Annotated in this window: 22 protein-coding genes; 7 read left to right on the top strand and 15 right to left on the bottom strand. The window is 73.7% G+C overall.

From position 1 onward, the window contains the following. Positions 1 to 98: 98 nt before the first annotated feature. Positions 99 to 719 carry a methyltransferase family protein gene (locus TR50_RS05795; protein ID WP_042415176.1) on the top strand — a complete coding sequence of 207 codons (621 nt, stop codon included), beginning with the start codon at positions 99 to 101 and terminating at the stop codon, positions 717 to 719. 84 nt (positions 720 to 803) lie between these two features. Here the strand turns inward: TR50_RS05795 and TR50_RS05790 are convergent, their stop codons facing one another. The 3 genes from TR50_RS05790 to TR50_RS05780 form a co-directional block, all read right to left on the bottom strand. Next, complete coding sequence (locus tag TR50_RS05790) at positions 804 to 1,052, bottom strand: SCO4226 family nickel-binding protein (protein WP_042415173.1); 249 nt, start codon at positions 1,050 to 1,052, stop codon at positions 804 to 806. 79 nt (positions 1,053 to 1,131) lie between these two features. Beyond that, entirely contained in the window at positions 1,132 to 1,413 is a 282-nt protein-coding gene (locus TR50_RS05785) for a hypothetical protein (protein WP_042415170.1), read from the bottom strand. A 132-nt stretch (positions 1,414 to 1,545) separates the two neighbouring features. Further along, positions 1,546 to 2,367, bottom strand: a complete 822-nt coding sequence (locus tag TR50_RS05780) for an NAD-dependent epimerase/dehydratase family protein (protein ID WP_042415168.1) — start codon at positions 2,365 to 2,367, stop codon at positions 1,546 to 1,548. Between the two features lie 206 nt (positions 2,368 to 2,573). On the opposite strand from TR50_RS05780, the gene TR50_RS05775 reads away from it, so the two are divergent. After that, positions 2,574 to 3,506, top strand: a complete 933-nt coding sequence (locus tag TR50_RS05775) for a 5-dehydro-4-deoxyglucarate dehydratase (RefSeq protein WP_042415165.1) — start codon at positions 2,574 to 2,576, stop codon at positions 3,504 to 3,506. Between the two features lie 32 nt (positions 3,507 to 3,538). After that, positions 3,539 to 4,696, top strand: a complete 1,158-nt coding sequence (locus TR50_RS05770; protein WP_042415534.1) for a hypothetical protein — start codon at positions 3,539 to 3,541, stop codon at positions 4,694 to 4,696. A 168-nt stretch (positions 4,697 to 4,864) separates the two neighbouring features. On the opposite strand, the gene TR50_RS05765 is transcribed toward TR50_RS05770, so the two are convergent. The 11 genes from TR50_RS05765 to TR50_RS05715 form a co-directional block, all read right to left on the bottom strand. Continuing rightward, entirely contained in the window at positions 4,865 to 5,647 is a 783-nt protein-coding gene (locus TR50_RS05765) for an IclR family transcriptional regulator (RefSeq protein WP_042415161.1), read from the bottom strand. Between the two features lie 108 nt (positions 5,648 to 5,755). Further along, entirely contained in the window at positions 5,756 to 6,748 is a 993-nt protein-coding gene (locus TR50_RS05760; protein WP_042415158.1) for an ABC-2 membrane transporter-related protein, read from the bottom strand. Next, positions 6,745 to 7,677, bottom strand: a complete 933-nt coding sequence (locus tag TR50_RS05755; RefSeq protein ID WP_236654292.1) for an ABC transporter ATP-binding protein — start codon at positions 7,675 to 7,677, stop codon at positions 6,745 to 6,747. The genes TR50_RS05760 and TR50_RS05755 overlap by 4 nt, the downstream gene beginning before the upstream one ends. After that, entirely contained in the window at positions 7,674 to 8,105 is a 432-nt protein-coding gene (locus TR50_RS05750) for a GntR family transcriptional regulator (RefSeq protein ID WP_042415153.1), read from the bottom strand. The genes TR50_RS05755 and TR50_RS05750 overlap by 4 nt, the downstream gene beginning before the upstream one ends. A gap of 83 nt (positions 8,106 to 8,188) precedes the next feature. Continuing rightward, a complete protein-coding gene (locus tag TR50_RS05745; protein ID WP_042415148.1) occupies positions 8,189 to 9,301 on the bottom strand; it encodes a serine/threonine-protein kinase in 1,113 nt (370 codons plus the stop codon). Continuing rightward, the gene (locus tag TR50_RS05740) at positions 9,301 to 9,972 is read right to left on the bottom strand and encodes a hypothetical protein (protein ID WP_063775010.1); all 672 of its coding nucleotides are present in this window, start codon (positions 9,970 to 9,972) and stop codon (positions 9,301 to 9,303) included. The genes TR50_RS05745 and TR50_RS05740 overlap by 1 nt, the downstream gene beginning before the upstream one ends. A 10-nt stretch (positions 9,973 to 9,982) precedes the next feature. After that, complete coding sequence (locus TR50_RS05735; protein ID WP_042415145.1) at positions 9,983 to 12,367, bottom strand: ABC transporter ATP-binding protein/permease; 2,385 nt, start codon at positions 12,365 to 12,367, stop codon at positions 9,983 to 9,985. A gap of 118 nt (positions 12,368 to 12,485) precedes the next feature. After that, on the bottom strand, positions 12,486 to 12,953 hold the full coding sequence (locus tag TR50_RS05730) for a DUF4442 domain-containing protein (RefSeq protein ID WP_042415143.1): 468 nt from the start codon (positions 12,951 to 12,953) through the stop codon (positions 12,486 to 12,488). 553 nt (positions 12,954 to 13,506) lie between these two features. Then, positions 13,507 to 14,082: a DoxX family protein gene (locus TR50_RS05725; RefSeq protein WP_042415139.1), complete on the bottom strand. Its 576-nt coding sequence runs from the start codon at positions 14,080 to 14,082 to the stop codon at positions 13,507 to 13,509. Between the two features lie 169 nt (positions 14,083 to 14,251). Continuing rightward, entirely contained in the window at positions 14,252 to 14,680 is a 429-nt protein-coding gene (locus TR50_RS05720; protein WP_084699793.1) for a GNAT family N-acetyltransferase, read from the bottom strand. A 206-nt stretch (positions 14,681 to 14,886) separates the two neighbouring features. Continuing rightward, positions 14,887 to 15,264, bottom strand: a complete 378-nt coding sequence (locus tag TR50_RS05715; protein ID WP_042415132.1) for an ankyrin repeat domain-containing protein — start codon at positions 15,262 to 15,264, stop codon at positions 14,887 to 14,889. A 317-nt stretch (positions 15,265 to 15,581) separates the two neighbouring features. Here TR50_RS05715 and TR50_RS05710 point away from each other — a divergent pair, with 317 nt between their 5' ends. Next, complete coding sequence (locus tag TR50_RS05710) at positions 15,582 to 15,776, top strand: hypothetical protein (RefSeq protein ID WP_042368350.1); 195 nt, start codon at positions 15,582 to 15,584, stop codon at positions 15,774 to 15,776. Between the two features lie 28 nt (positions 15,777 to 15,804). Beyond that, on the top strand, positions 15,805 to 17,484 hold the full coding sequence (locus TR50_RS05705) for a membrane protein (protein ID WP_042415128.1): 1,680 nt from the start codon (positions 15,805 to 15,807) through the stop codon (positions 17,482 to 17,484). Positions 17,485 to 17,541: 57 nt separating this feature from the next. Here TR50_RS05705 and TR50_RS05700 read toward each other — a convergent pair whose 3' ends face one another. Continuing rightward, on the bottom strand, positions 17,542 to 17,811 hold the full coding sequence (locus TR50_RS05700; protein WP_042415123.1) for a YciI family protein: 270 nt from the start codon (positions 17,809 to 17,811) through the stop codon (positions 17,542 to 17,544). A 70-nt stretch (positions 17,812 to 17,881) separates the two neighbouring features. On the opposite strand from TR50_RS05700, the gene TR50_RS05695 reads away from it, so the two are divergent. Beyond that, positions 17,882 to 18,796, top strand: coding sequence for a LysR family transcriptional regulator (locus tag TR50_RS05695; RefSeq protein WP_042415118.1), 915 nt, complete (start codon positions 17,882 to 17,884; stop codon positions 18,794 to 18,796). Between the two features lie 61 nt (positions 18,797 to 18,857). Continuing rightward, entirely contained in the window at positions 18,858 to 20,399 is a 1,542-nt protein-coding gene (locus TR50_RS05690; protein ID WP_042415116.1) for an amino acid permease, read from the top strand. Positions 20,400 to 20,487 lie beyond the last annotated feature (88 nt).

Below are 20,487 nucleotides of genomic sequence, written 5' to 3'. Positions count from 1 at the left end.
ACGATCCGCCCAAACCGTCCCGAACCTCTCCATCCCTCCACCCGGATCTCCACCCCCAGGTGGTGCCCAGGGGTCACGACCGGGGCGACGCTGGAGCCATGAGCGGAGTGCAGACAGCCGTACAGGGCGTCGTGAGCGGCTGCATCGTGGTCTTCGGCGTCACCTGGCTGCTGGGCGCGCTCTGGTTCGGCCTGGTCGCGCACGGCTCCCGGGAGCGGGCACGCGGCTGGCTGCGCGGACTGCGCACCTCGCTGCCGGCGCGGATCGCCCTGACGGTCGGGATCGCGGTGGTGATCGTGCTGACCGGTCCCGCGCACAGCCCGTTCTGGCGCCACCTGCACGACTGGAACCCGGCGGTCGGGATCCTCGGCGCGGCGCTCGCCGTCACGTCGACGGCGCTGCTGGTCTGGGCGCGGCTGGTGCTCGGCGCGATGTGGGCGAGCGTCCCACTGGTCCAGGAGGGCCACGAGCTGCGCACGAACGGGCCGTACGCCTATGTGCGGCACCCCATCTACACCGGGCTCCTCGGCCTGGTGGTGGGCGCGACGCTCGGCTACGGCTTCGGCGTGTGGGTGGCGGTCACCGCGGTCGCCGTGCCGTTCCTGCTGCGCCGTGTCCGCGTCGAGGACGGCCTGATGGCCGCCGAGTTCGGCGACCGGTACCTCGACTACCGCCGCCGCGTCCCGGCCCTGCTGCCGTTCCGCCGCCCGCGGCGCTGAAGCCGAGCCGGTGAGCCCGGTGTCGGTGCGCGCGAAAGCCCCCGGCGCGCGGCCGGGGGCGTGGCGGAACGTGGTCGGACGCGGTCAGACGGTCAACGAGACCGGGTGGATCTCGTCGGCGGCGTGGCCGGCGCGTTCGTGGATGCGCTTGACGGCGTCCATCGAGGGCGCCTCGGACAGGCAGTAGACGGTGCCCGACTCGGGGTCGGCCCATGCCTGCTTGAAGTGGACGTGTTCGTCGGCCTCGATCGCGAGGTCGGCCTGGTGCGCCGCCGCCAGCTGGTCGGCGGTGATCCCGGTCATCCCACGGTGGACGTCCATGAAGAGCGTCATGACGTGTGGCACCTCCTCGGAACAGATGCTTCCAGGATGCGCCTTCACCGCCGACGCGGCCCCCCGGGCGTCGCGGACCTCAGGCGTCAGCGCCGGCGACGCCGTCGACGACGTCCAGCACGTCGACCATGCGCAGCAGCTTGGCGCGGACCCGCGCCCGGTGGGACTCGGCGACGGTGATCTCGACGATCGCCGGTCCGGCCTGCTCGGTCCGGACCGCGAGGGCCTGGACGGGGTGCACGCTCAGCACCGCGGCGAGGCGGCCGAGCAGGCGGCCGCCGGGGACGGCGGTCGCGATCAGGGTCGGCCCGGTCGCGACGCGAGCCGGGCGCGGGACGAGGGTTTCAAGGACCGTGCTCACCCGGCCAGCATGGCAGGACATCCATGCCGCGGGACGAACCGTCTCAAAAAGTGAACAGACCGGGCATCGTGAGCACAGCGGCCCGGCCGTTCCTGACGAGGCGTCCACTCCGCGCCGCCCTCGGAGGCGTGCTCACTCCTCGGCCGGGCCGCCCAAACGGTCGGCGTCGAAGGTGTGGAAGGTGAAGCACCCGCCCAGGTGGGCGAAGACCGGGTCGTCGGGGTCGGGGGCGCCGTGCTCGGCGAGGACCGCCTCCGCGTGGGTCTCGGCGTCGTCCTGCGGGGTGTAGCCGAGCTCGGCGGCCTCCTCCAGGGAGACCCACCCTCCGCGCGTGTTGCGGGAGACGCCGTGCACGATCCGGTAGCCGGGGCTGGGCGCGGTCAGGCACGCCTCCATCAGCCGGGCGCAGTCGTCGGGCGAGAGCCAGGTGGCGAGCGCGCGCGGGTCGGGCGGTTCCGGGGAGCAGGTGAGGATGCGGACACAGACGACGTCCAGCCCGTAGCGGTGGTGGTAGAGCGCGCCGAGGGCCTCGCCCGCGACCTTGGAGACGCCGTAGTAGGTGTCGGGCAGCGGCGGGGCGTCCGCGCCGAGCGGGTACTCGTCCGGGGTGTGGTAGCCGACGGCGTGGTTGGAGGAGGCGAAGACCACGCGCGGCACACCGGCCCGCCGGGCGGCCTCGAAGACGGTCCAGGTGCCGTTGATGTTGACGTCGAGGATGTCCGCCCAGGGCGCCTCGACCGAGATGCCGCCGAGGTGGACGACGGCGTCCACGCCGGCGCAGGCCCGCGTCGTGGCGTCCAGGTCGGTGACGGAGGCGCGGACCGCCTCCTCGCCCTCCCCCGGCGTCAGTTCGGCGATGTCCAGCAGCCGCAGGGTCCGTCCGGGCCGGGCCAGGCGGGGTCGCAGCAGGGTTCCGACGCCGCCCGCCGCGCCGGTGATCAGAATCCGGGACACGGAGTCTCCTCGTGATGTCGGCTCGTGGTGTCGACTCGTGTGCCGTTCATGCTCACAGAAGCCCGCCGCGTTCACAAGGGAGGCTCTCGTTCACATACACGAACGCTGGATCCTTGACCCGCACCTGAGCGCGACCTACGCTCGACCGTGTTCACGTCCATGCACACGATCCACGTACATGGTTGCCGGAGAGAGGGATCCCGCCCGTGACCGAGCACCCCGCCCCGCCGCTCGCCCGCCGACTCGACGGCCTGCTCTTCTTCCCCGTGACGGCGTTCGACGCGGCGGGCCGCTTCGACGCCGGCGGCTACCGGACCCACCTCCAGGCCCGCCTGGCCGACGGGCCCGGCGCCGTCTTCGCGGCCTGCGGCACCGGCGAGTTCCCGGCGCTGGCGCCGAGCGAGTACGCCCAGGTCCTCGGCACCGCCGTCGCCGCCACCGCGGGCCGCGTCCCCGTCGTCGGCGGCACCGGCTACGGCACCGCGCTCGCCCGCGAGTACGCCCGCGCCGCCGAGTCCTGCGGAGCGGACGCGCTGCTCGTGCTGCCGCCCACCGGCGTCGACGCCGACCAGGACGGACTGCTGCGCCACTACACGGCGCTCGCCGAGTCCACCCCGCTCGACCTGATCCTCTACCAGCGCGACCAGTTGGCCTTCACCCCGGACACCGTCGCCCGGCTCGCCCAGGCGCCCAACATCGTCGGCTTCAAGGACGGCCGCGGCGACCTCGACCTGATGCTGCGCATCGTCAGCGCGGTGCGCACGGCCGGGGCCGAGGACTTCCTCTTCTTCAACGGCATGCCCACCGCCGAGGCCACCCAGCAGGCGTACCGCGCCATCGGCGTCCCGCTCTACTCCTCGGCCGTCTTCTGCTTCGCACCCGACCTCGCCCTCGCCTTCCACCGGGCCCTGGAGAAGGGCGACAGGGTCACCCTCACCCTGCTCACCGACACCTTCCTGCGCCCCTACGTCGAACTGCGCCGCCAACGACCCGGCTACGCCGTCTCCCTGGTCAAGGCCGCGACACGGGCGGCCGGCCACCCCGTCGGCGAGGTCCGCGCGCCGCTGTCGGAGCCGGACCCGGCCCATGTCGCGGCGCTGCTCGCGCTGCTGGAGCGCACGCGCGAGGCGCTGGCATGAACGGCGCAGGCGCCGGCGCCAAAGGCGTCGGCATGACACGCAGGCCGCAGCTCGGCGCGTACGTGTACCCCTGGGACGTCGACGGGGATCCGGCGGCGGCCGACCGGCTGGCCGCCCTCGGCGTCCGCCGCGCCTGCGTCGCGGCGGCCTACCACGCCGTGCGGGCCCTGACGCCGCGTCACCCGCACCACAAGGTCGTGACGGCGGACCGCTCGGCCGTCTACTTCCCCCTCGACCCCGCGCGCTGGAGCAGCGCGGACCGCCTGCGCCCGGTGGAGGCCGCGTGGTCCTGGCACTCCTTCGGCCCGGCCGTGACGGCGCTGAACGACGCCGGGGTCGAGGTCTACGCGTGGACGATCCTCGCGCACAACGACGGCCTCGGTCTGCGCGAGCCGGAGGCGACCGTCGTCAACGCCTACGGCGACCGCTATCCGTGGGCCCTGTGCATCGCCCAGGAGCAGGTCCAGCGCCACTGCGCCACGCTGGCGGCCGAAGCGGCGAGCCAACCCGGGCTGGCCGGGGTGGAGTTGGAGTCCTGCGGCTGGTACGGCTTCGACCACCTGCACGCCCACGACAAGAGCGCGGGCGTCCTGTTGCCGCCGAGCGCGAAGCTGCTGTTCTCGCTCTGCTTCTGTCCCGCCTGCCAGGACGCCTACCGCGAGGCGGGCGCCGATCCCGCGCGCCTGCGCGCGGACGTGCGAGCCGCACTGGACCCCGTCTTCGCCGGCACGGCGGACGACGCGCACCTTCCGGACGAGCAGAGCGGGGCGGTCGCGCGCATGCGCACCGCCATCGCCACCCGCCTGCGCGAGCGCGCCGTCAGCGCGGTCCGGGCCGAACGCCCGGACCTCCCCGTCCTCCTGCACGCCCATCCCGACCCACTCGCCTGCGGCGCCTCCCCCGGCCTCCCGCCGGAAACCGCCCACGCCCTCGCCGACGCGCCGGTCCTGCTCTGCCCCACCCGCAGCGACGCCGCGCTCGACGCGGTCCGCGCGTACGCGGGGAACGGCCGCCGCGTCGTCGCGACGGTGGCGGCGGTCCAGGGCCTGGGCGCGGACCCGTCCGACCTGACCGCCTGGTGCGCCGACCTGACCGACGCGGGCGCGACCGAACTGCGCTTCTACCACCCGGGACTGGCCTCCGCCACCGACCTGGAGGCCATGCGGAAGGCGACAGCCGCACTGCGCTGAGGCGTGGCGGCATCCCCGTCGCGCCAGGGCGACGCACGCCGTCCGGGTCGCCTGCCTCGTCCGGATCGCGCGGGACCGGGCCCGCACCGGCCGCACGCTCCGGCCGGAGTCCGAGGACGTGCCGGAGCGGCGCAACTCGCGGGCCCGACCGGGGAAGCCGCGCGCGGGCTACAGGTGGCGCGTCGCCAGCGCGAGCCGCTCGCGGGCGGCGAGGAGCGCGTCACGGATCATCTGCTCCCGGCCCGGGGTCAGCCGGGCCACCGGGACACTGCAGCTGACCGCGTCGCGCGAGGGCGTCCGGTAGGGGATGTCGACGGCGAAGCAGCACAGGCCGACGGTGTTCTCCTCGCGGTCCGTGGCGTAGCCGCGCTCCCGGATCGCGCGCAGCTCCTCCAGCAGTGCCGCACGCGTCGTCAGCGTGTGCTCGGTCAACGGCTCCAGCCGCTCCGGGAGGAGCTGTTCCAGCTCCTCGTCGGTGTGCGTGGCCAACAGCGCCTTGCCCAGCGAGGTCGCGTACGCGGGCAGGCGACGGCCGACGCGGGTGAAGGGGCGCAGGTAGTGCTGGGAGGCGCGGGTGGCGAGGTAGACGACGTCCGTGCCGTCGAGCCGCGCGAGGTGGATGGTCTCGGTGGTCTCGTCGGCGAGGCGGTCGAGGACGGGACGCGTCGCCGCGACCACCTCGTCGCCGTCGATGTAGGCGGTGCCGACCAGCAGCGCCCGCATGCCGATGCCGTAGCGGGTGCCGGTGACGTCCGTCTCGACCCAGCCGAGCTCGACAAGGGTGCGCAGCAGCATGTACAGGCTGCTCTTGGGATAGCCGAGCGCCTCCTGCACCTCGGCCAGGCTGTGCAGCCCGGGTCGGCCGGCGAAGAACTCCAGGAGTTCGACGGTCCGCACGGCCGACTTGACGTTGCCGCCGGCGGCTGCGGCGGTGCTCGGCGGCTGCGCCATCGGGCGTTCCTTCATCCCTACGCGTTCACAGATCTGGACGCTGTTCAATATACGCGACGTCCGGTCCGACGTCCCCGGGCCGGACGCCCTTGCTCCCCCCGCTCACGCTCAGCGGGTGAGCGCGAGCAGCCGCCGGTACGCGAGGGCGACCAGACCGGCCGTCAGCGCGGCGAGCATGCCCGTCTCGACCCACAGCATCGGCCCGAACTGGGAGAGCGGGTGGTAGAGGATCCAACTGGGTTCCTTGTCACAGCCCGTGGCGACCGGGCAGGCGCTGTAGGAGAAGTCCTTGCCATGGACCACGGGGCCGGAGTCGTACACCCAGTCGCCGCTCGGCCAGGGATCCCCTGGACCGACCACCTTCCGGTGCAGCGGGACCAGGTAGGGGCGCACCTGCGCCATCCCGTAGAGCAGAACACCGTAGAGGGCCAGGGTGATCCCGAGAGCCGCGATCACCCGGTGCAGCAGCAGGCCGACGACGGCACCGAGGGCGAAGGCGGCCAGCGTCAGCAGCGGATAGACAGGCGCCAGGGCATCGGAGGCGTTGTCGAAACTCCAGTCCTCGATCGGCAGCGCGGGGTGCGTCCAGAGGACGGCCCAGCGCAACGCGACGGACAGCACAGCGCTCAGCACGAGCAGGATCGCGGCCGGAAGCAACATGCGCTGCGTGAACCAGCGGCGTGGGGAGACGGACTGGCTCCACAGCAGTCGGTGACGGCCGCGCTCGAGGTCCACGGCGAGCGGCTGCGCGGCGAGAACCGCGCCCAGCAGCCCAGGCGCGGCGAGGGCGACGGTCGCCAGCCGGTGAACGCCGCTGGCCGCCTGCATCACGGCCAGCGCCGCCAGGTTGCAGTTCGCGGTGATGACGCTGACGGGGTCCCGCGTGTCGGTGCTGCAGTGCAGACCCCGGAGTCGCACGGTCGTCACGTCGAACTGGTGGTGCTGGTACAGCAGGTAGGCCAGCGCGGCGGCGTAGCCGAGCGTCACGACCAACAGCGCGGCCCGCGTCTGACGCCAGGTCAGCCACGTGACGCCGCGCGGGCGGAGCCCGCTGCGTGGGGCGGCGGACGTTTCGCGGGTGGCAAGGACGGCGCTGCTCACGCGGCGACCTCCAGCGGGGTCGAGGGGACGGTGGTGTTGAGCGGGGCGGCCTCCGGCGAGCGCAGGTAGGCGAGGAGCAACTGCTCCAGATCGGGCGACTCGGCCCGCCAGCCCTCCGCGACGGGCCCGTCCGGTCGGACGAGCGCGGAGACGCCACGGCCGGTGTGGCGGACCTCCAGCACCGTGTGCGGTTCGAGCGGGAGGCCCTCCGCGCCGTCCAGCAGGAGGTGCGCGCCCAGGATCTCCTCGACAGGGCCCGCCAGCCGCACCTGCCCGCCGTCGACGAGGAGCAGGTGGTCGATCACGCCGTCGAGCTCGCTGAGGATGTGCGTGGAGATCACCACGGTCGTGCCGTGCTCGGCGGCCTGGCCCATCAGGGTGCCCATGAGCTGGTGGCGGGAGAGCGGGTCCAGGTCGGACATCGGCTCGTCGAGCAGCAGCACGTCCGGCCGCTTGCCGAGGGCCAGCGCGAGCGCGACGCGGGTGCGCTGGCCGCCGGAGAGCTCGCCGACGCGTGTGGTGAGCGGGAGCCGTCCCTGCTGTACGACCTGGAGGGCGAGTTCCTGGTCCCAGCGCGGGTTCAGCTCCCGGCCGAACCGCAGGGTCTCGGCGACGGTCAGGCGCGGGTAGAGCGGCTTGTCCTGGGCGACGAAGCCGATCCGCTCGCGCAGTTCCGGGTCCAGGCCGGGCCGCAGGCCGTGCACGCGCACCTCACCGGCCGTCGGCTGCCGCAGGCCCGCGCCGAGCGTGAGCAGGGTGCTCTTGCCGGAGCCGTTCGGGCCGACCAGACCGCAGACCGCCCCCGCCGGTATCGCGAAGGCGCAGTCGCGCAGCGCCCATCGGCGCCGGTAGCGCCTGCCGAGCCCGTTCGCGGCGAACGCCGCCTCCGGCGTCGTCCCCTCGTCCCCCACGCGTGCTTCCCCGTTCAACGTGCCCCCTCCCTGCCGCCGCCGGCCTGGTCGGCCGGGGCGGACGTCCGTTGTTCGCGTGCGTCCAGGACGGCGGTCGTCAACGCCGTCACGTCCTCGCGGTCCAGGCCCACGGCGAAGGCCCGGTCCACCCAGGCGGCGAGCTCGGCCCGCAGCGCCGCGTCGCCCGCCGCGTCGGCGTTGCCGAGCGAACGCTGCACGAAGGTGCCGAGGCCCGGTCGCGGCTCGACCAGCCCCTCGCGCTCCAGCTCCCGGTAGGCCTTGAGGACGGTGTTCGGGTTGATGGCGGTGGCCTCGACGACCTCGCGCGCGGTCGGGAGCTTGTCTCCCGGCTGCAGGAGGCCGAGCCGCAGCGCCTGCTTGGTCTGCTGGACGATCTGCTGGTAGGTGGCGACGCCGGAGCGCCGGTCGATCCGGTACTCGATCACCTCGGCACCACCCTTTCACTAATCTGTTAGTGGAATAGTGATGGAAGCCCGACGGTTCGTCAAACAGCCAGTTCAGGAGGTGGTCAGTCGTCCGGCGCGTAGACCGGCCGGGCCCAGGTCGGCGGGGAGGGCGGCGGACCCGTCCGCTCGTCGCTCCGCCGGCCGCGCGGCTCGCCGGTCCGCTCGCCGGTCCGTTCCCCGGTCCGCTCGTCCGACCGCTCGTCCGCCCGCTCAGCGATGCCCGATCCGTGGCGGCGCGGCGCGGTGACCACCTGCGTGGGCGCGTGCCCTTCCGGGGCGGGCCCCACCGTGGCACCCGTGGAGGCCACGCGCAGGGCGGCGACGAACTCCAGGCAGCTGTCGAAGCGCTCCCCGGGGGTCTTGGCCAGCGCGCGGGCCAGCACCGCGTCGACAGCCTCCGGCAGCTGCGGGCGCAGCTCGCTGGCCAGCGGCGGGGTGTCGTACTGGTGCGCCCAGAGCAGCGCCAGGTCGTCCTCGCGGCGGAACGGCGGAGCGCCGGTGAGCATCTCGAACGCGACGCAGGCCAGGCTGTAGACGTCGCAGCGCCCGTCCACCGGCTTACCGCTGATTTGCTCGGGCGCCACGTAGTCGAGGGTGCCGACGAACTGTCCCACCGTGGTGAAGCCGCTGAGCGAGAGCGTCTTCTTGGTCAGGCCGAAGTCGGTGAGGTAGACGTGCTCGGGGTGGTCGGGGTCGGTCCCCTCGGCGAGCAGGATGTTGCCGGGTTTGACGTCGCGGTGGACCAGTTCGTGGGCGTGCGCGGCGTCGAGCGCGGAGGCCACCTGGGTGGCGATCCGGACCGCCTGCGCGGACGGCAGCATCCGGACGCGGTCCAGCAGCGCGGCGAGGTCGCGGCCCTGGACGTAGCGCATCGCGATGTACAGCACCCCGTCGGCCTCCCCGGCCTCGAAGACGGGGACGATGTTCGGATGGTCGATGGCGGCCGCCACCCGCGACTCGTGCTCGAAGCGGCGTCGGAAGGTGTCGTCGAGCGCGAGTTGCGGCGCGAGCAGCTTGATCGCGACGGTGCGTTCCAGGCGCAGGTCGCGCGCCCGGTAGACGACGGCCATGCCGCCGCGTCCGAGCTCGTTCTCCAGCAGGTAGCCGGCGATGCGGCGACCGGTCAGGCCCGACGGGGTACCGGGAGGGATGGGACGGTCCGGGGCGGTCGACATCAGACCGTGCCTCGCCGCGGCGGTTCAGCCGCGCGTTCGGAGGACGCCTCCGTCAGCGGAGCGGACGGCGGGTCGACGTCGGACCGCGTCTCCGAGGCCGATCGGGGGTCCGAACCGGACCGCGGCTCTGACGGCGACGCCGGGTCGGAGGCGGACCGCGCGCCCGAGGCCGACGGCGGGTCGGTGGTGGCCAGCGTGCGCAGCCGCAGGCCGTCGCAGTAGTACCAGCGGCCCTCGTCGAGGTCGAGCAGCCAGCCCGCCTCGCCGTCCAGCACCGCGCCCAGCCGCAGGCCGTGGGTGAGGTGCCGGAAGGTCTCCAGGTCGATGGTGCCGTCGGCGAGGTCCTCGGCCGCCTCGCGGTACTGGGTGAGCGCGTGCTCCAGCCGCTGGAGCAGCGGTCGCGGGTCGGCCGCGAAGCTCAGCGGCTGCCGGCCCGCCGACGGCGGGCGCTGCGGCAGGGGGACCAGCATCCGTCCGTCGGCCCAGGCGGTCCAGCCGTTGGAGCAGACGACGCGGGCCCAGTCCCCGCGGACGTCGGCGACCCGGACCGGCAGCAGCGGGTCGAGCCGGGCGCTCGGCTCCGAGAAGTCGGGATGCGCCCAGGTCGCCAGACCGTCCGTCGGCGCGACGTGGGTCGGCCGGAAGTCGGCCGGTACCTCCACGGGCTCCATGGGCCCCTCCCTAACCCCGCATCACCACGGGCTCGTGGCGGCGCAGCAGCCGGGCGACGACGAAGGCGAACACCGCGGAGAGGACCAGCAGCATGCCGATGTCCAGCAGCCAGGTGCCGGTGCGGTGCCGGAACAGCGGATCGCCGGTCAGCGTGCTGGGCACGACGCTGTGCAGGTCGATCGTGCCGGCCATGGCCCCGAGCGCCCAGCGCGAGGGGACCAGCCACGAGAGCTGGTTGAGCACCGGGACGCCGTTCAGCTTCAGCAGCGCGCCGCAGAAGACCACCTGGACGATCGCGACGAGCACCAGCAGCGGCATGGTGACCTCCTCCTTGCGCACCAGCGCGGAGATCACCAGGCCCAGCATCATGGCGGTGAAGGAGAGCAGCGCGACCGTGATCGTGATCTCCAGCAGCGGCGGCATCAGCACCCCGCCCCCGCCGTGCGGGCGCAGCCGGACGCCGAAGAGGCCGACCAGGGTGAGCACCACCGCCTGCACCACGGTCACCGTCCCCAGCACCACGATCTTCGAGCACAGGTAGGCCGAACGAGACAGGCCGACGGCTCTTTCGCGCTGGTAGATCGTCCGTTCCTTCACCAGCTCGCGCACCGAGTTGGCGGCGCCGGTCAGCACGCCGCCGACGCAGAGGATCAGCAGCGCGTTGAGGGCGCTGTTCTGGTCGAGCTTGCTGCCCGCCAGCGCGTGGGCCATGGCGCCCATGACGAAGGGCAGCGCGATCATGATGATCAGGAAGGTCCGGTCGGCGGCCAGCGCGGCGCTGTAACGGCGGATGAGCGTGCCCAGTTGGGAACCCCAACTCTGCGCGGGCGGAGGCGGCGGCGCGAGCTCGGCCTCGGGGCCGGCCGCCGTGCCCGTCGCCCCGGTCGCGGCGATCGCGGCGCTCGCGAGGGCGGGACGGGACATGGCCTGCGTGATGTAGCGGCTGTGCGGCGCCGAGCCGCGGTACTCCCCCGCCCAGTCCCGGGAGCGGTCCTCCTCGAACGCCTCGAAGGCGTCCGGCCAGGCCGGGAAGCCGAAGAAGGGCAGCGCCTCGTCGGGCGGCCCGTAGAAGGCGATCCGGCCGCCGGGGGCCAGCAGCAGCAGCCGGTCGCACACGTCGAGGCTGAGCACGCTGTGGGTGACCACGACGACGGTCCGGCCGTCGTCGGCGAGGCGACGCAGCATGTGCATCACCGAGCGGTCCATGCCGGGGTCGAGCCCGGAGGTCGGCTCGTCGAGGAAGAGCAGCGACGGCTTGGTCAGCAGCTCCAGGGCCACCGAGACGCGCTTGCGCTGGCCGCCGGAGAGGGAGGAGATGACCTGGTCGGCGCGCTGCTCCAGGCCGAGTCCGGAGATCACCTCGGTGACCCGGGCGCGTCGCTCGCCCTTGCTGGTGTCGCCGGGGAAGCGCAGCTCGGCGGCGTAGCCGAGGGCGCGGCGGACGGTCAACTGGGTGTGCAGGATGTCGTCCTGCGGCACCAGGCCGATGCGCTGCCGCAGCTCCGCGTAGTCGCGGTAGAGGTCGCGGCCGTCGTAGCGGACGCTGCCCTCCTCCGCCGGGCGCAGCCCGGTGAGGGCGTTCAGCAGCGTCGACTTGCCCGCGCCGCTGGGCCCGGCGACGGCCAGCAGGCACTTCTCGGCGACGGGGAAGGTGACGCCGTCCAGCAGCGTCCGCCCGTCCCTGCCGGCGCCGACGCGGACGGTGAGGTCGGTGACGTCCAGGCCGACGGCGCCGGTGTCGACGTACTCCTGAAGCTGGTCGCCGACGAGGCAGAACAGCGAGTGGCCGATCCCGATCAGGTCGGTCGGCCCGACCGGCGCGCGGCCGACCGGCTGCCCGTTGACGAAGGTGCCGTTGTGGCTGCCCAGGTCGACGATCTCGTAGGTGCCGGCGAGCGGGTCGGCGAGCAGTTGGGCGTGGTACCGGGAGACCACGAGGTCGTCCACGACCAGGTCGTTGTCGCCCGCGCGTCCGATCCGCAGCACCCGCTGCGGCAGCGGCGCGATCCGGGTGGGCTGCCGGTAGGAGCCGGTGAGCACGGTGAGCGCGGAGGGCCGCCGGTTCACCGTCGTCGGCGGGGGCACCGCCGCGACCTTGGCGTACGCTCCGTCCACCGCGTCGCCGAAGTGCAGCACCGTCCCGGGGCGCACGTCGAGATGCCGGACGCGGTGACCGTCGACATAGGTGCCGTTGGTACTGCCCTCGTCGTCGAGCATCCAGTGGCCGTCGGGTGCGGTGTGCAGCACGGCATGGTGCCAGGAGACCCGCGGATCGGCGAGCACCACGTCGCTGTCCGGATCCCGCCCGAGACGGTAGCTGTGGTCCGGGCTGATGAGCTGCGCTTCGCCGTCGATCTCCAGCAGAAGCTGCGGAGCTGCCGAGCGCTCTGCCATGGTTCGGATTTTAGCGCCCTGCCCGATTTGTCGCCTGAGCGGCCGAACCGGTGAGCGCCCCGCCGCGCGGCGACGCCGAGCCGTCGACCGGGCCCCGGCGCTGCCGCGCGTCGTGACGTCAGCCCTGCTCGGGGACCCGGTTGGGCTTCAGCGTCCAGGTGATGGTCATCTCGCCGGTGACCTCGCCGTCCGGGCGACGGATCGTCACCTCGACGGGGAACTCAGGGCGCTGGCCGGCGTCGAGCTCGGCGACGACGTCGGCGGCCGGGCGGCCGAGTTCCGCGGTGGCGGTCACCTCGCCCATGGCCAGCTTCTTGTAGGCGATGCGGGCGTCGACGGCGAGGGGGACGGCACGCGAGAGCTGGTCGCCGAAGGCGGCGAGGACGACGGCGCCGCTCGCGGACTCGGCCAGGGTGAACATCGCGCCCGCGTGCGGGCCGCCGACGTGGTTGTGGAACGCGGGCTGGTCGGGCATCCGCAGGACCGCGCGGTCGGCGGTGCACTCGTCGAAGGCGAGGTTGAGGGTCCGGACCATCGGCACGGTGGCGGGCAGCAGTTCGGCGATCGAGGGCATGGCTTGCGTCATGCGAGCGATATTACCCATGAGTAGCTAATCGCGCACCGCCCGCCCCCCGCGGACGTGAACGCGCTGGCCGCGGGCCCGGCGGCACCCCGCTGCGGGCAAGCTCGCGGCGGACGACCCGGCAGGGATGCGCCGCTCACGTGGGCGGCTGAGCAGCGGGCGAAGCAGCGGAACCTGCGGCCCCGCAGGGGCCGGTCCGCTCTCCGGATTCGACGCGCGGCGACCGCGCCAGAGGCGGGACCCCCGACCGCGTCCCGGCGGGGTCCGCGCCAGCGCACGACGCGGCAGAGCCTGCGACAACGCGGCGCGCGGCGGGGTCCGCGACAACGCACGGCACGCGAGCCCGCGACAGCGGGGCGCGGCAGGGTCCGCGACAACGCACGGCACGCGAGCCCGCGACAGCGGGGCGCGGCAGGGTCCGCGACAACGCACGGCACGCGAGCCCGCGACAGCGGGGCGCGGCAGGGTCCGCGACAGCGCACGGGGCGGCTGGGGCCGCGGCGGCGCGGGGCGCGCTGCCGTGCCGTTGGGCCCGGCTACCGGGCGGAGCCCCGTTTCAGGCGGAGCCGGTGGGGCCCTCCGCCTGGGCCTCCGCGTCCGCCTCACGCTCCGCGGCGGCGGCCTGCTCCGCCACCACCGACTCGCGGCGGCTCACGACCGCCGCCGCCGCGGCGGCGCTCGCGGCGAAGGCGAGCAGCACCATGGCCGGGCGGTCCAGCCGGTGGCGGGTGAGGTGGTCGAAGGAGTAGCGACCGGGCCCCGCGAGGCCCAGACCCGCGGCCACGAAGCCCAGGAAGGCCGGGTACTCGTAGCCGCCCTTCATGGCGAAGAAGCCGCCGGGGCGGTGCACCGAGACCGCGCCGGCCATGGCTCCCGCCGCCGACGCGCCGGCCAGCGGCGTCGCCGCGCCGAGCGCGAGCAGCACGCCGCCGCCCGCCTCGCCCAGCCCCGCCGCGAGGGCGGCCTGACCGCCCGGGTGGAAGCCCATGGACTCCATCGCCTTCGCGGTGCCCTGGAGGCCGCCGCCGCCGAACCAGCCGAACAACTTCTGCGAGCCGTGGGCGAAGAGCACGCCGCCGGTACCGAGGCGCAGGGCCAGCAGTCCGAGGTCCTTGCGGTTCAGGCAGGCCATGGCGTCATCCTTTCGTGAACCGGACGCGCCGCCGGCACGCGCTCACGCACGCCGACGCCGCGTCCGGCCTGGAACGCAGACCCCTCCAGTCTTGGCCGTCGGTCGCCGCCCCGCCGCCCGGGTTAGGCCGCCCGGGTCGGCGGCGGCAGCGTCGCGACCGCCTCCGACGTCAGAGCTCCTTGCCGAGGCAGATTGCCGAGTCGTACTCGCGGTAGTAGCCGAACTTCAGGATCGGCGCGTAGCCCTCGGACCTGTAGAGCGCGACCGCCTCCGGCTGCTGGTCGCCGGTCTCCAGGATCATGCGGCGTCGGCCCGCCCGGCGGGCGTCCTCCTCCAGGTGGCGGAGCATCCGGCGGGCCAGGCCCCGGCCCCGCGCCGTGGCGCGGACGTACATCCGCTTCAGCTCGGCGTCCCCGTCCGACAGCCCGATCTCGCCGCCCTCCTGGGCCCGCCAGGCGCCGGTGCCCAGCGGCGTGACGCCGTCCGCGTCGTACAGCACGGCGAACACGCCGTTCGGCGGCTCGAACTCGCCCGCGTCCAGGACGGTCGCGTCCCCGTCGCCGTATCGCCGCACGTACTCCTGCTGTACCTCGGCCATCAGCAGCTGCGCGTCCGGGTGGGCGTACCCGACGACTCGTATCTGCTCCACGCGCACACTCTCCACTCGATCAATCTGGCGACGATCGAGTCTACGCAGCGCCGACGGCGGCCCCCGCACGCCACCGGAGGCGGACCCGCCCGCCCCGGGTCACGGGCGGGCGGACGCGCGGGAGGCGGTGGGTGGACGCGCGGGAGGCGGTGGTGCTACCCCAGCAGGTCGGTCTTGCCGAACATCTCCGCCGCCGCGCGCGCGGACGGCGCTCCCGCGTCCGGGTCCGCGCCGGCGGCGAGGAGCGCGGCGACGATCTCGCGCTCGCCCTTGAAGACCGCGCCGGCCAGCGGCGTCTGGCCGCGGTCGTTGACGCGGTTCGCGTCCGCGCCGTGGGCCAGCAGCGCCCGCACCGCGGCCACGTTGCCGTGGTACGCGGCGAGCATCAGCAGGCTGTCGCCGGCCTCGTTGGTGAGGTCCGCGGGGACACCGCCGTCGAGGTAGCCCGCCAGCGTCGCGGCGTCGCCGCCGCGCGCGAGGTCGAAGACCTTGGCCGCGAACTCCAGGACCTGGGGGTCGATCTGGTCACTCATCGTCTACCGCGCTCTCTGTCGCTGGAACCGGTCGGCCGGACCACAGCCTACGGGCCGCGCCAGCCACCGAACGAGTGATCAGCCATCCGGGCGAACCTCCCGCGCGCCGCCGCGTCCAGGCGGGCGACACGGGACACGATCACCGTACAAGCAGGTGCAGACCCGGCGAATCACCAGATCTCATGCTATCCAGTACGTATTACTTTTCGTCACGACTGTTCGACAGTGCGTGACAACGGAAGGCGCGGCGGTCCTGTCCCACCAGGCGCGGCGCGCACCCACCCCCAGCCCGCTGTCCCTAAGCCGAGGAGCCACTCGTGATCCTCTCCGTCTCCGGAGTCGTCCTGCTGGGAATCATCGCGTTCCTGTTCTTCCGCAAGGACGGCCTCAAACTCTCGCACGCCGTCGTCTGCGCCCTCTTCGGGTTCTATCTCGCGGGTACCGCGATCGCCCCCAGCATCAAGGCCGGCGGCGCCAGCCTGGCCAGCCTGCTCGGCGGCATCAAGTTCTGACGCGACCGCACCTGCCCCGGAGCACCCGATGACCTTCACCGAACACCTGGCCCGAGGCCGCAGTCTGGCCCGGACGGCCGGGGATCACGCCGCCGACATGTTCGGCCCGATGATCACCATCGGCCGCGGCCTGCGCGCCCACGCGGCCTGGGCGAAGAACTGGTGGGCCACCACGCCCAAGGACAAGCGCGGCCCGGCGCTGTTCCTGGTCCTGGCCGTGATCGCCGCCGTCGCCCTGCTGCCGTACGGGCCGCTGCTGGCCCTGCTCGCCCTGATGGGCAGCGCCGCGTGGGCCGGGCGCGAACGCGTCGCCCCGACGCCCCCCGCGCCGGACACCAGCAACCTCAAACTGGCCGCGATCTACACCGCCCTGACGCCGTACCTGGTCCACGAGTCGGACCCGGATCCGCTCTACGCGCACGGCGGGGAGTTCAAGGACGCGTTCAACAGCTGGGAGTTCGACGAGGAGGGCCGGCTGGTGCGGCTGGAGCTGCGCTACCCGGCGTACTTCACCGACACCGAGCCGCAGTCCCGGGCCAGGATCGAGCAGGTGATCCACGGCAAGGTGGGGCGCAGCCGCGAGTACCGCTTCACCTGGGACGAGGAGGTCAACCGCCTCCAGATCAGCGCGCTCCCGCCGCTGCCGGGCGACATCGCGGCGCAGCGCTTCGTCACCGCCGCCGGCGAGCTGGTGCTCGGGTTCACCGACACCACCAGCACCAACCGGATGATCCCGGTGCAGCAGGACGGCGCGCAGACGCACCAGCCGCCGGTGCTGTGGCGCACCGGGCCGCGCTCGGCGGAGCCGCACCTGCTCGCGCTCGGCGCGCCCGGCTTCGGCACCTCGACGCTGCTGCGCTCGCTGGCGCTCCAGGCGCTGCCGCAGGCCGAGATCGTCGTCGTGGACGGCGCGGGCACCGGCGAGCACGCCTGCCTGGTCGGCCGTCCCGGCGTGCTGACCGTGGAGACCAGCCTGCACGGCGCGCTCGCCGCGCTGGAGTGGGCGGCCACCGAGACGCAGCGCCGTCTGGACGCGCACAACCACGCCAAGCGCACCGGCAGCATCGCGCCCGCGGACACCGTGCGCCCGCTGTGGCTGCTGCTGGACCACCCCTCCGAACTCACCGAGCTCGCCCAGGCGGAGGGCCGTCCCGACCCCCAGGAGCTGCTGGAGACCCCGTTGCGGCACGGCCGCAGCGCGCACGTCACCGTCGTGGTGGTGGACCGCCTCGACGCGCTGGAGCGGATCCGCCCGAGTGTCCGGACCGCGTGCAAGGCGCGTGTCGTCCTCGGGCCGCTGAGCCAGCACATGGCGCTCGACGCGCTGGGCGGTCCGCTGGACATCACCCCGTCCAGCCACACCCCGCCCGGGCGGGGCTACGCCCGCCTCGGCGGCGCGGCCCCGGTCCGGCTCCAGGTCCCGGCGACGCCGGACCCGCTGGACGACGAGGCCCCGGTCGACCAGCGCGACGCGGTCATCGCCCTGCTCCCCCACGCGGACACCCGTACCGAGAGCACCGCGGACCTCGCCCCCGTCCCGCAGGCCGCGCACCCCGCCGAGCCGACGCTCGTGGCCAACCTCGGCGACCTGGGCCACCTCTCGGCGATCGAGCACTCCCGGCTGGACCTGCCGCCGGTCGAGCTGCCGCCGATGCCCGCGGCGCCCCAGGTCCCCCCGATGCCCTCCGAGGCGCCGCGCTACCACTGACGTCCCCGCGCTCCCCCACCGCCCCGCCGGACCCCCGTCCCGGCGGGGCGGAGCCCGTCAGGCGGCCGCGACGCTCCAGGTCGGCTCGAACTCGGTGATCTCCACGGTCGCGACCCCGTGGACGACGAACGGGTCGGACGCCACCGCGGCCTCGACCTCCTCCCGCGTCCCCTCCGCGACGACCAGGCCGCCGGTGCGCGGCACCAGCCGGCCGGCCAGCCGGACCAGCCCCTTGGCGAAGACGCCGTCGGGGTTGGCGTAGTGAGCGTCCTTCAGGGCGTCGACGGCGTCCAGCGGAGCGACGTACGTCAGGGAGATCAGGAACATGTGTCCAGCCTCCCGCCCGGGCCGTCTCCTGGCCAAGACCGGATCCCGGGCGGACCATAGGATCGCGCCTATGGACGAACTGCCCGGTGTCGAACTCCGGCACCTGCGCTACTTCCTCGCGGTCGCCGAGGCCGGAACCGTCACCGGCGCCGCCGCCCGGCTGCACATCGCCCAGCCGAGCCTGAGCCAGCAGATCGCCGCGCTGGAGCGGCGCGTGGGCGCGCCGCTGTTCCACCGCGGCCGCCAGGGCATGACCCCGACCGAGGCGGGACAGACCCTGCTGCTCGCCGTCCGTCGGGCCTTCGGCGAGATCGACGACGCGGTCAGCCGCATCCGGGGAGCCGTGCCGGAGGCGGCGACCGGGCTGTGCCGGGGCGTGCCGCTCCCGGTGCTGGACGCCGCCGCCGCGGCGGTCGGCGAGGGCGTCCGGCTGGTCTTCTCGCCGGTCGACTCGGCCCGCCAGGCGACGCTGCTGCGCAGCGGCGAGCTCGCCTTCGGCGTGCAGCGCGACCCCGTCGACACGACCGGCCTGCTGCTGCGCACCTTGCACGACGCGCCGCTCGGCGTCGTGGTCCCGCGGGGCCATCCGCTCGTACGACGCGCGCGCGAGGACGGTGAGTTGACATGGGGCGCGCTGGCGGGCCACCGCCTGCTGTGGTTCCCGGCCTCCCGCGCCCCCGCCTACGCCGCCGCCGTGCTCGCGCAGCTGTCCGCGCACGGCTGGGAGCCGGAGACCGTGGTCGACGTCGGCGGCGGCCACAGCCTGTTCCGGCACGCGCTGCTGAGCGACGACCACCTGGTGGCCCTGCGCCCGCAGGCGGCCCTCGCCGACGACAACGCGCTCGCGTGGCTGCCGGTCGGGCCGAACCCGCCGCGCGAACGCCTGGTCCTCGCGGCGGCCGAGGGAACGGCCTGGGCGCGCCTACTCGAAGGACCGGAACATGGTCGACCTCTTGACGGCACCGTAGCGGGCGGTGCTGAATAGGGCGCCAATGGACTGCCTTCATACCATTGAGCGGTCCGCACCCCACAGACCAGAGGTGCGCATGTCGTCCACAGAACCCACCGCGCTCTCCCCCAAAGACCCTCCAAGCGACGAGCAACGCCTCCACGAGCTCGGATACGCGCAGGAGTTGGCCCGAACCATGTCGGGCTTCTCCAATTTCGCGGTCTCCTTCACGATCATCTCCGTCCTCTCCGGCTGCCTCACCCTCTACGGCACGGGCATGGGCACCGGCGGCCCCGCCGTCATCGTCTGGGGCTGGCCCGTCGTCGGCCTGCTGACGCTGCTGGTCGGCCTCGCCATGGCCGAGGTCTGCTCCAGCTACCCGACCGCGGGCGGGCTCTACTACTGGGCGGCGAAGCTCTCGCCGAACAACGGGCCGGTGTTCAGCTGGTTCACCGGCTGGTTCAACTTCCTCGGCCAGGTGGCGGTCACCGCCGGGATCGACTTCGGCGCGGCGCAGTTCATCAACGCCCTGCTGGACCTCCAGGGCTGGTTCCCGGCCAGCGCCGCGCACACCGTGCTGATCTTCGGGCTGATCCTGCTGGTCCACGGCGCGCTCAACACCTTCGGCGTCAAGCTGGTGGCGCTGCTCAACAACGTCAGCGTGTGGTGGCACGTGCTCGGCGTGCTGGTGATCACCGGCGTCCTCGCGATCGTGCCGAGCCACCACCAGTCCGCGGGCTTCGTCTTCGGGCACTTCGTCAACAGCACCGGCTGGGGCAGCTCGATCTACGTCGCCGCGCTCGGCCTGCTGCTGGCGCAGTACACCTTCACCGGCTACGACGCCTCCGCGCACATGACCGAGGAGACCAAGGACGCCGCCCGCTCCGGCCCCAAGGGCATCGTGATGTCCATCCTCGTCTCGCTGCTGGCCGGTTGGGTGCTGCTGATCGGCATCACCTTCGCGATCCAGGACTACAAGGGCGAGGTGGGCAGCGCGACGGGCGTGGCCACCGCGCAGATCTTCATGGACGCGGTCGGCGCCACCGGCGGCAAGCTGCTGCTCCTGGTGGCGATCGGCGCGCAGCTGTTCTGCGGGATGAGCTCGGTGACCGCCAACTCCCGCATGATCTACGCCTTCTCCCGTGACGGCGCGCTGCCGGGCTCCAGGCTCTGGCACCAGATCAACCCGCGCACCCGGACGCCCACCAACGGCGTCTGGCTGGCGGCCGTCGGCGCGTTCCTGCTCGGGCTGCCCGCGCTGTGGAACGCGACCGCGTACACGGCCGTGACCTCGATCGCGGTCATCGGCCTCTACATCGCCTACGTGATCCCGACGTTCCTGCGGGTGCGGCTCGGCGAGTCCTTCGTGCGCGGGCCCTGGCACCTCGGGCGCTGGAGCCGCCCGATCGGCATCGCGGCGGTGACCTGGGTCGTCGTGATCACCGTGCTGTTCATGCTGCCGACGGCCAACCCGGTCACTGCGGCGAACTTCAACTACGCCCCGATCGCGGTGCTGGTGGTGCTGGGCTTCGCGGGCGTCTGGTGGGCGGCCTCGGCGCACAAGTGGTTCACCGGCCCCAAGGTGCAGGGCTCGGCGGAGGAACTGGCCGCTGTCGAGCGGGAGCTGGGCGGCTCCTGACCCGGCCTCCGGTCCGCCCGGACAGGTGACCGGAGCGGCGGGAGCGGGTACGAGACGGCCGTCGGCCGCCCCCGCCCCCCCCCCCCCC

This window comes from Streptacidiphilus anmyonensis (assembly GCF_000787855.1).
In the GTDB taxonomy this organism is placed as follows: domain Bacteria; phylum Actinomycetota; class Actinomycetes; order Streptomycetales; family Streptomycetaceae; genus Streptacidiphilus; species Streptacidiphilus anmyonensis.
The sequence above is the reverse complement of the archived record's forward strand: the minus strand, read 5'-3'. Positions and strand labels throughout refer to the sequence as shown.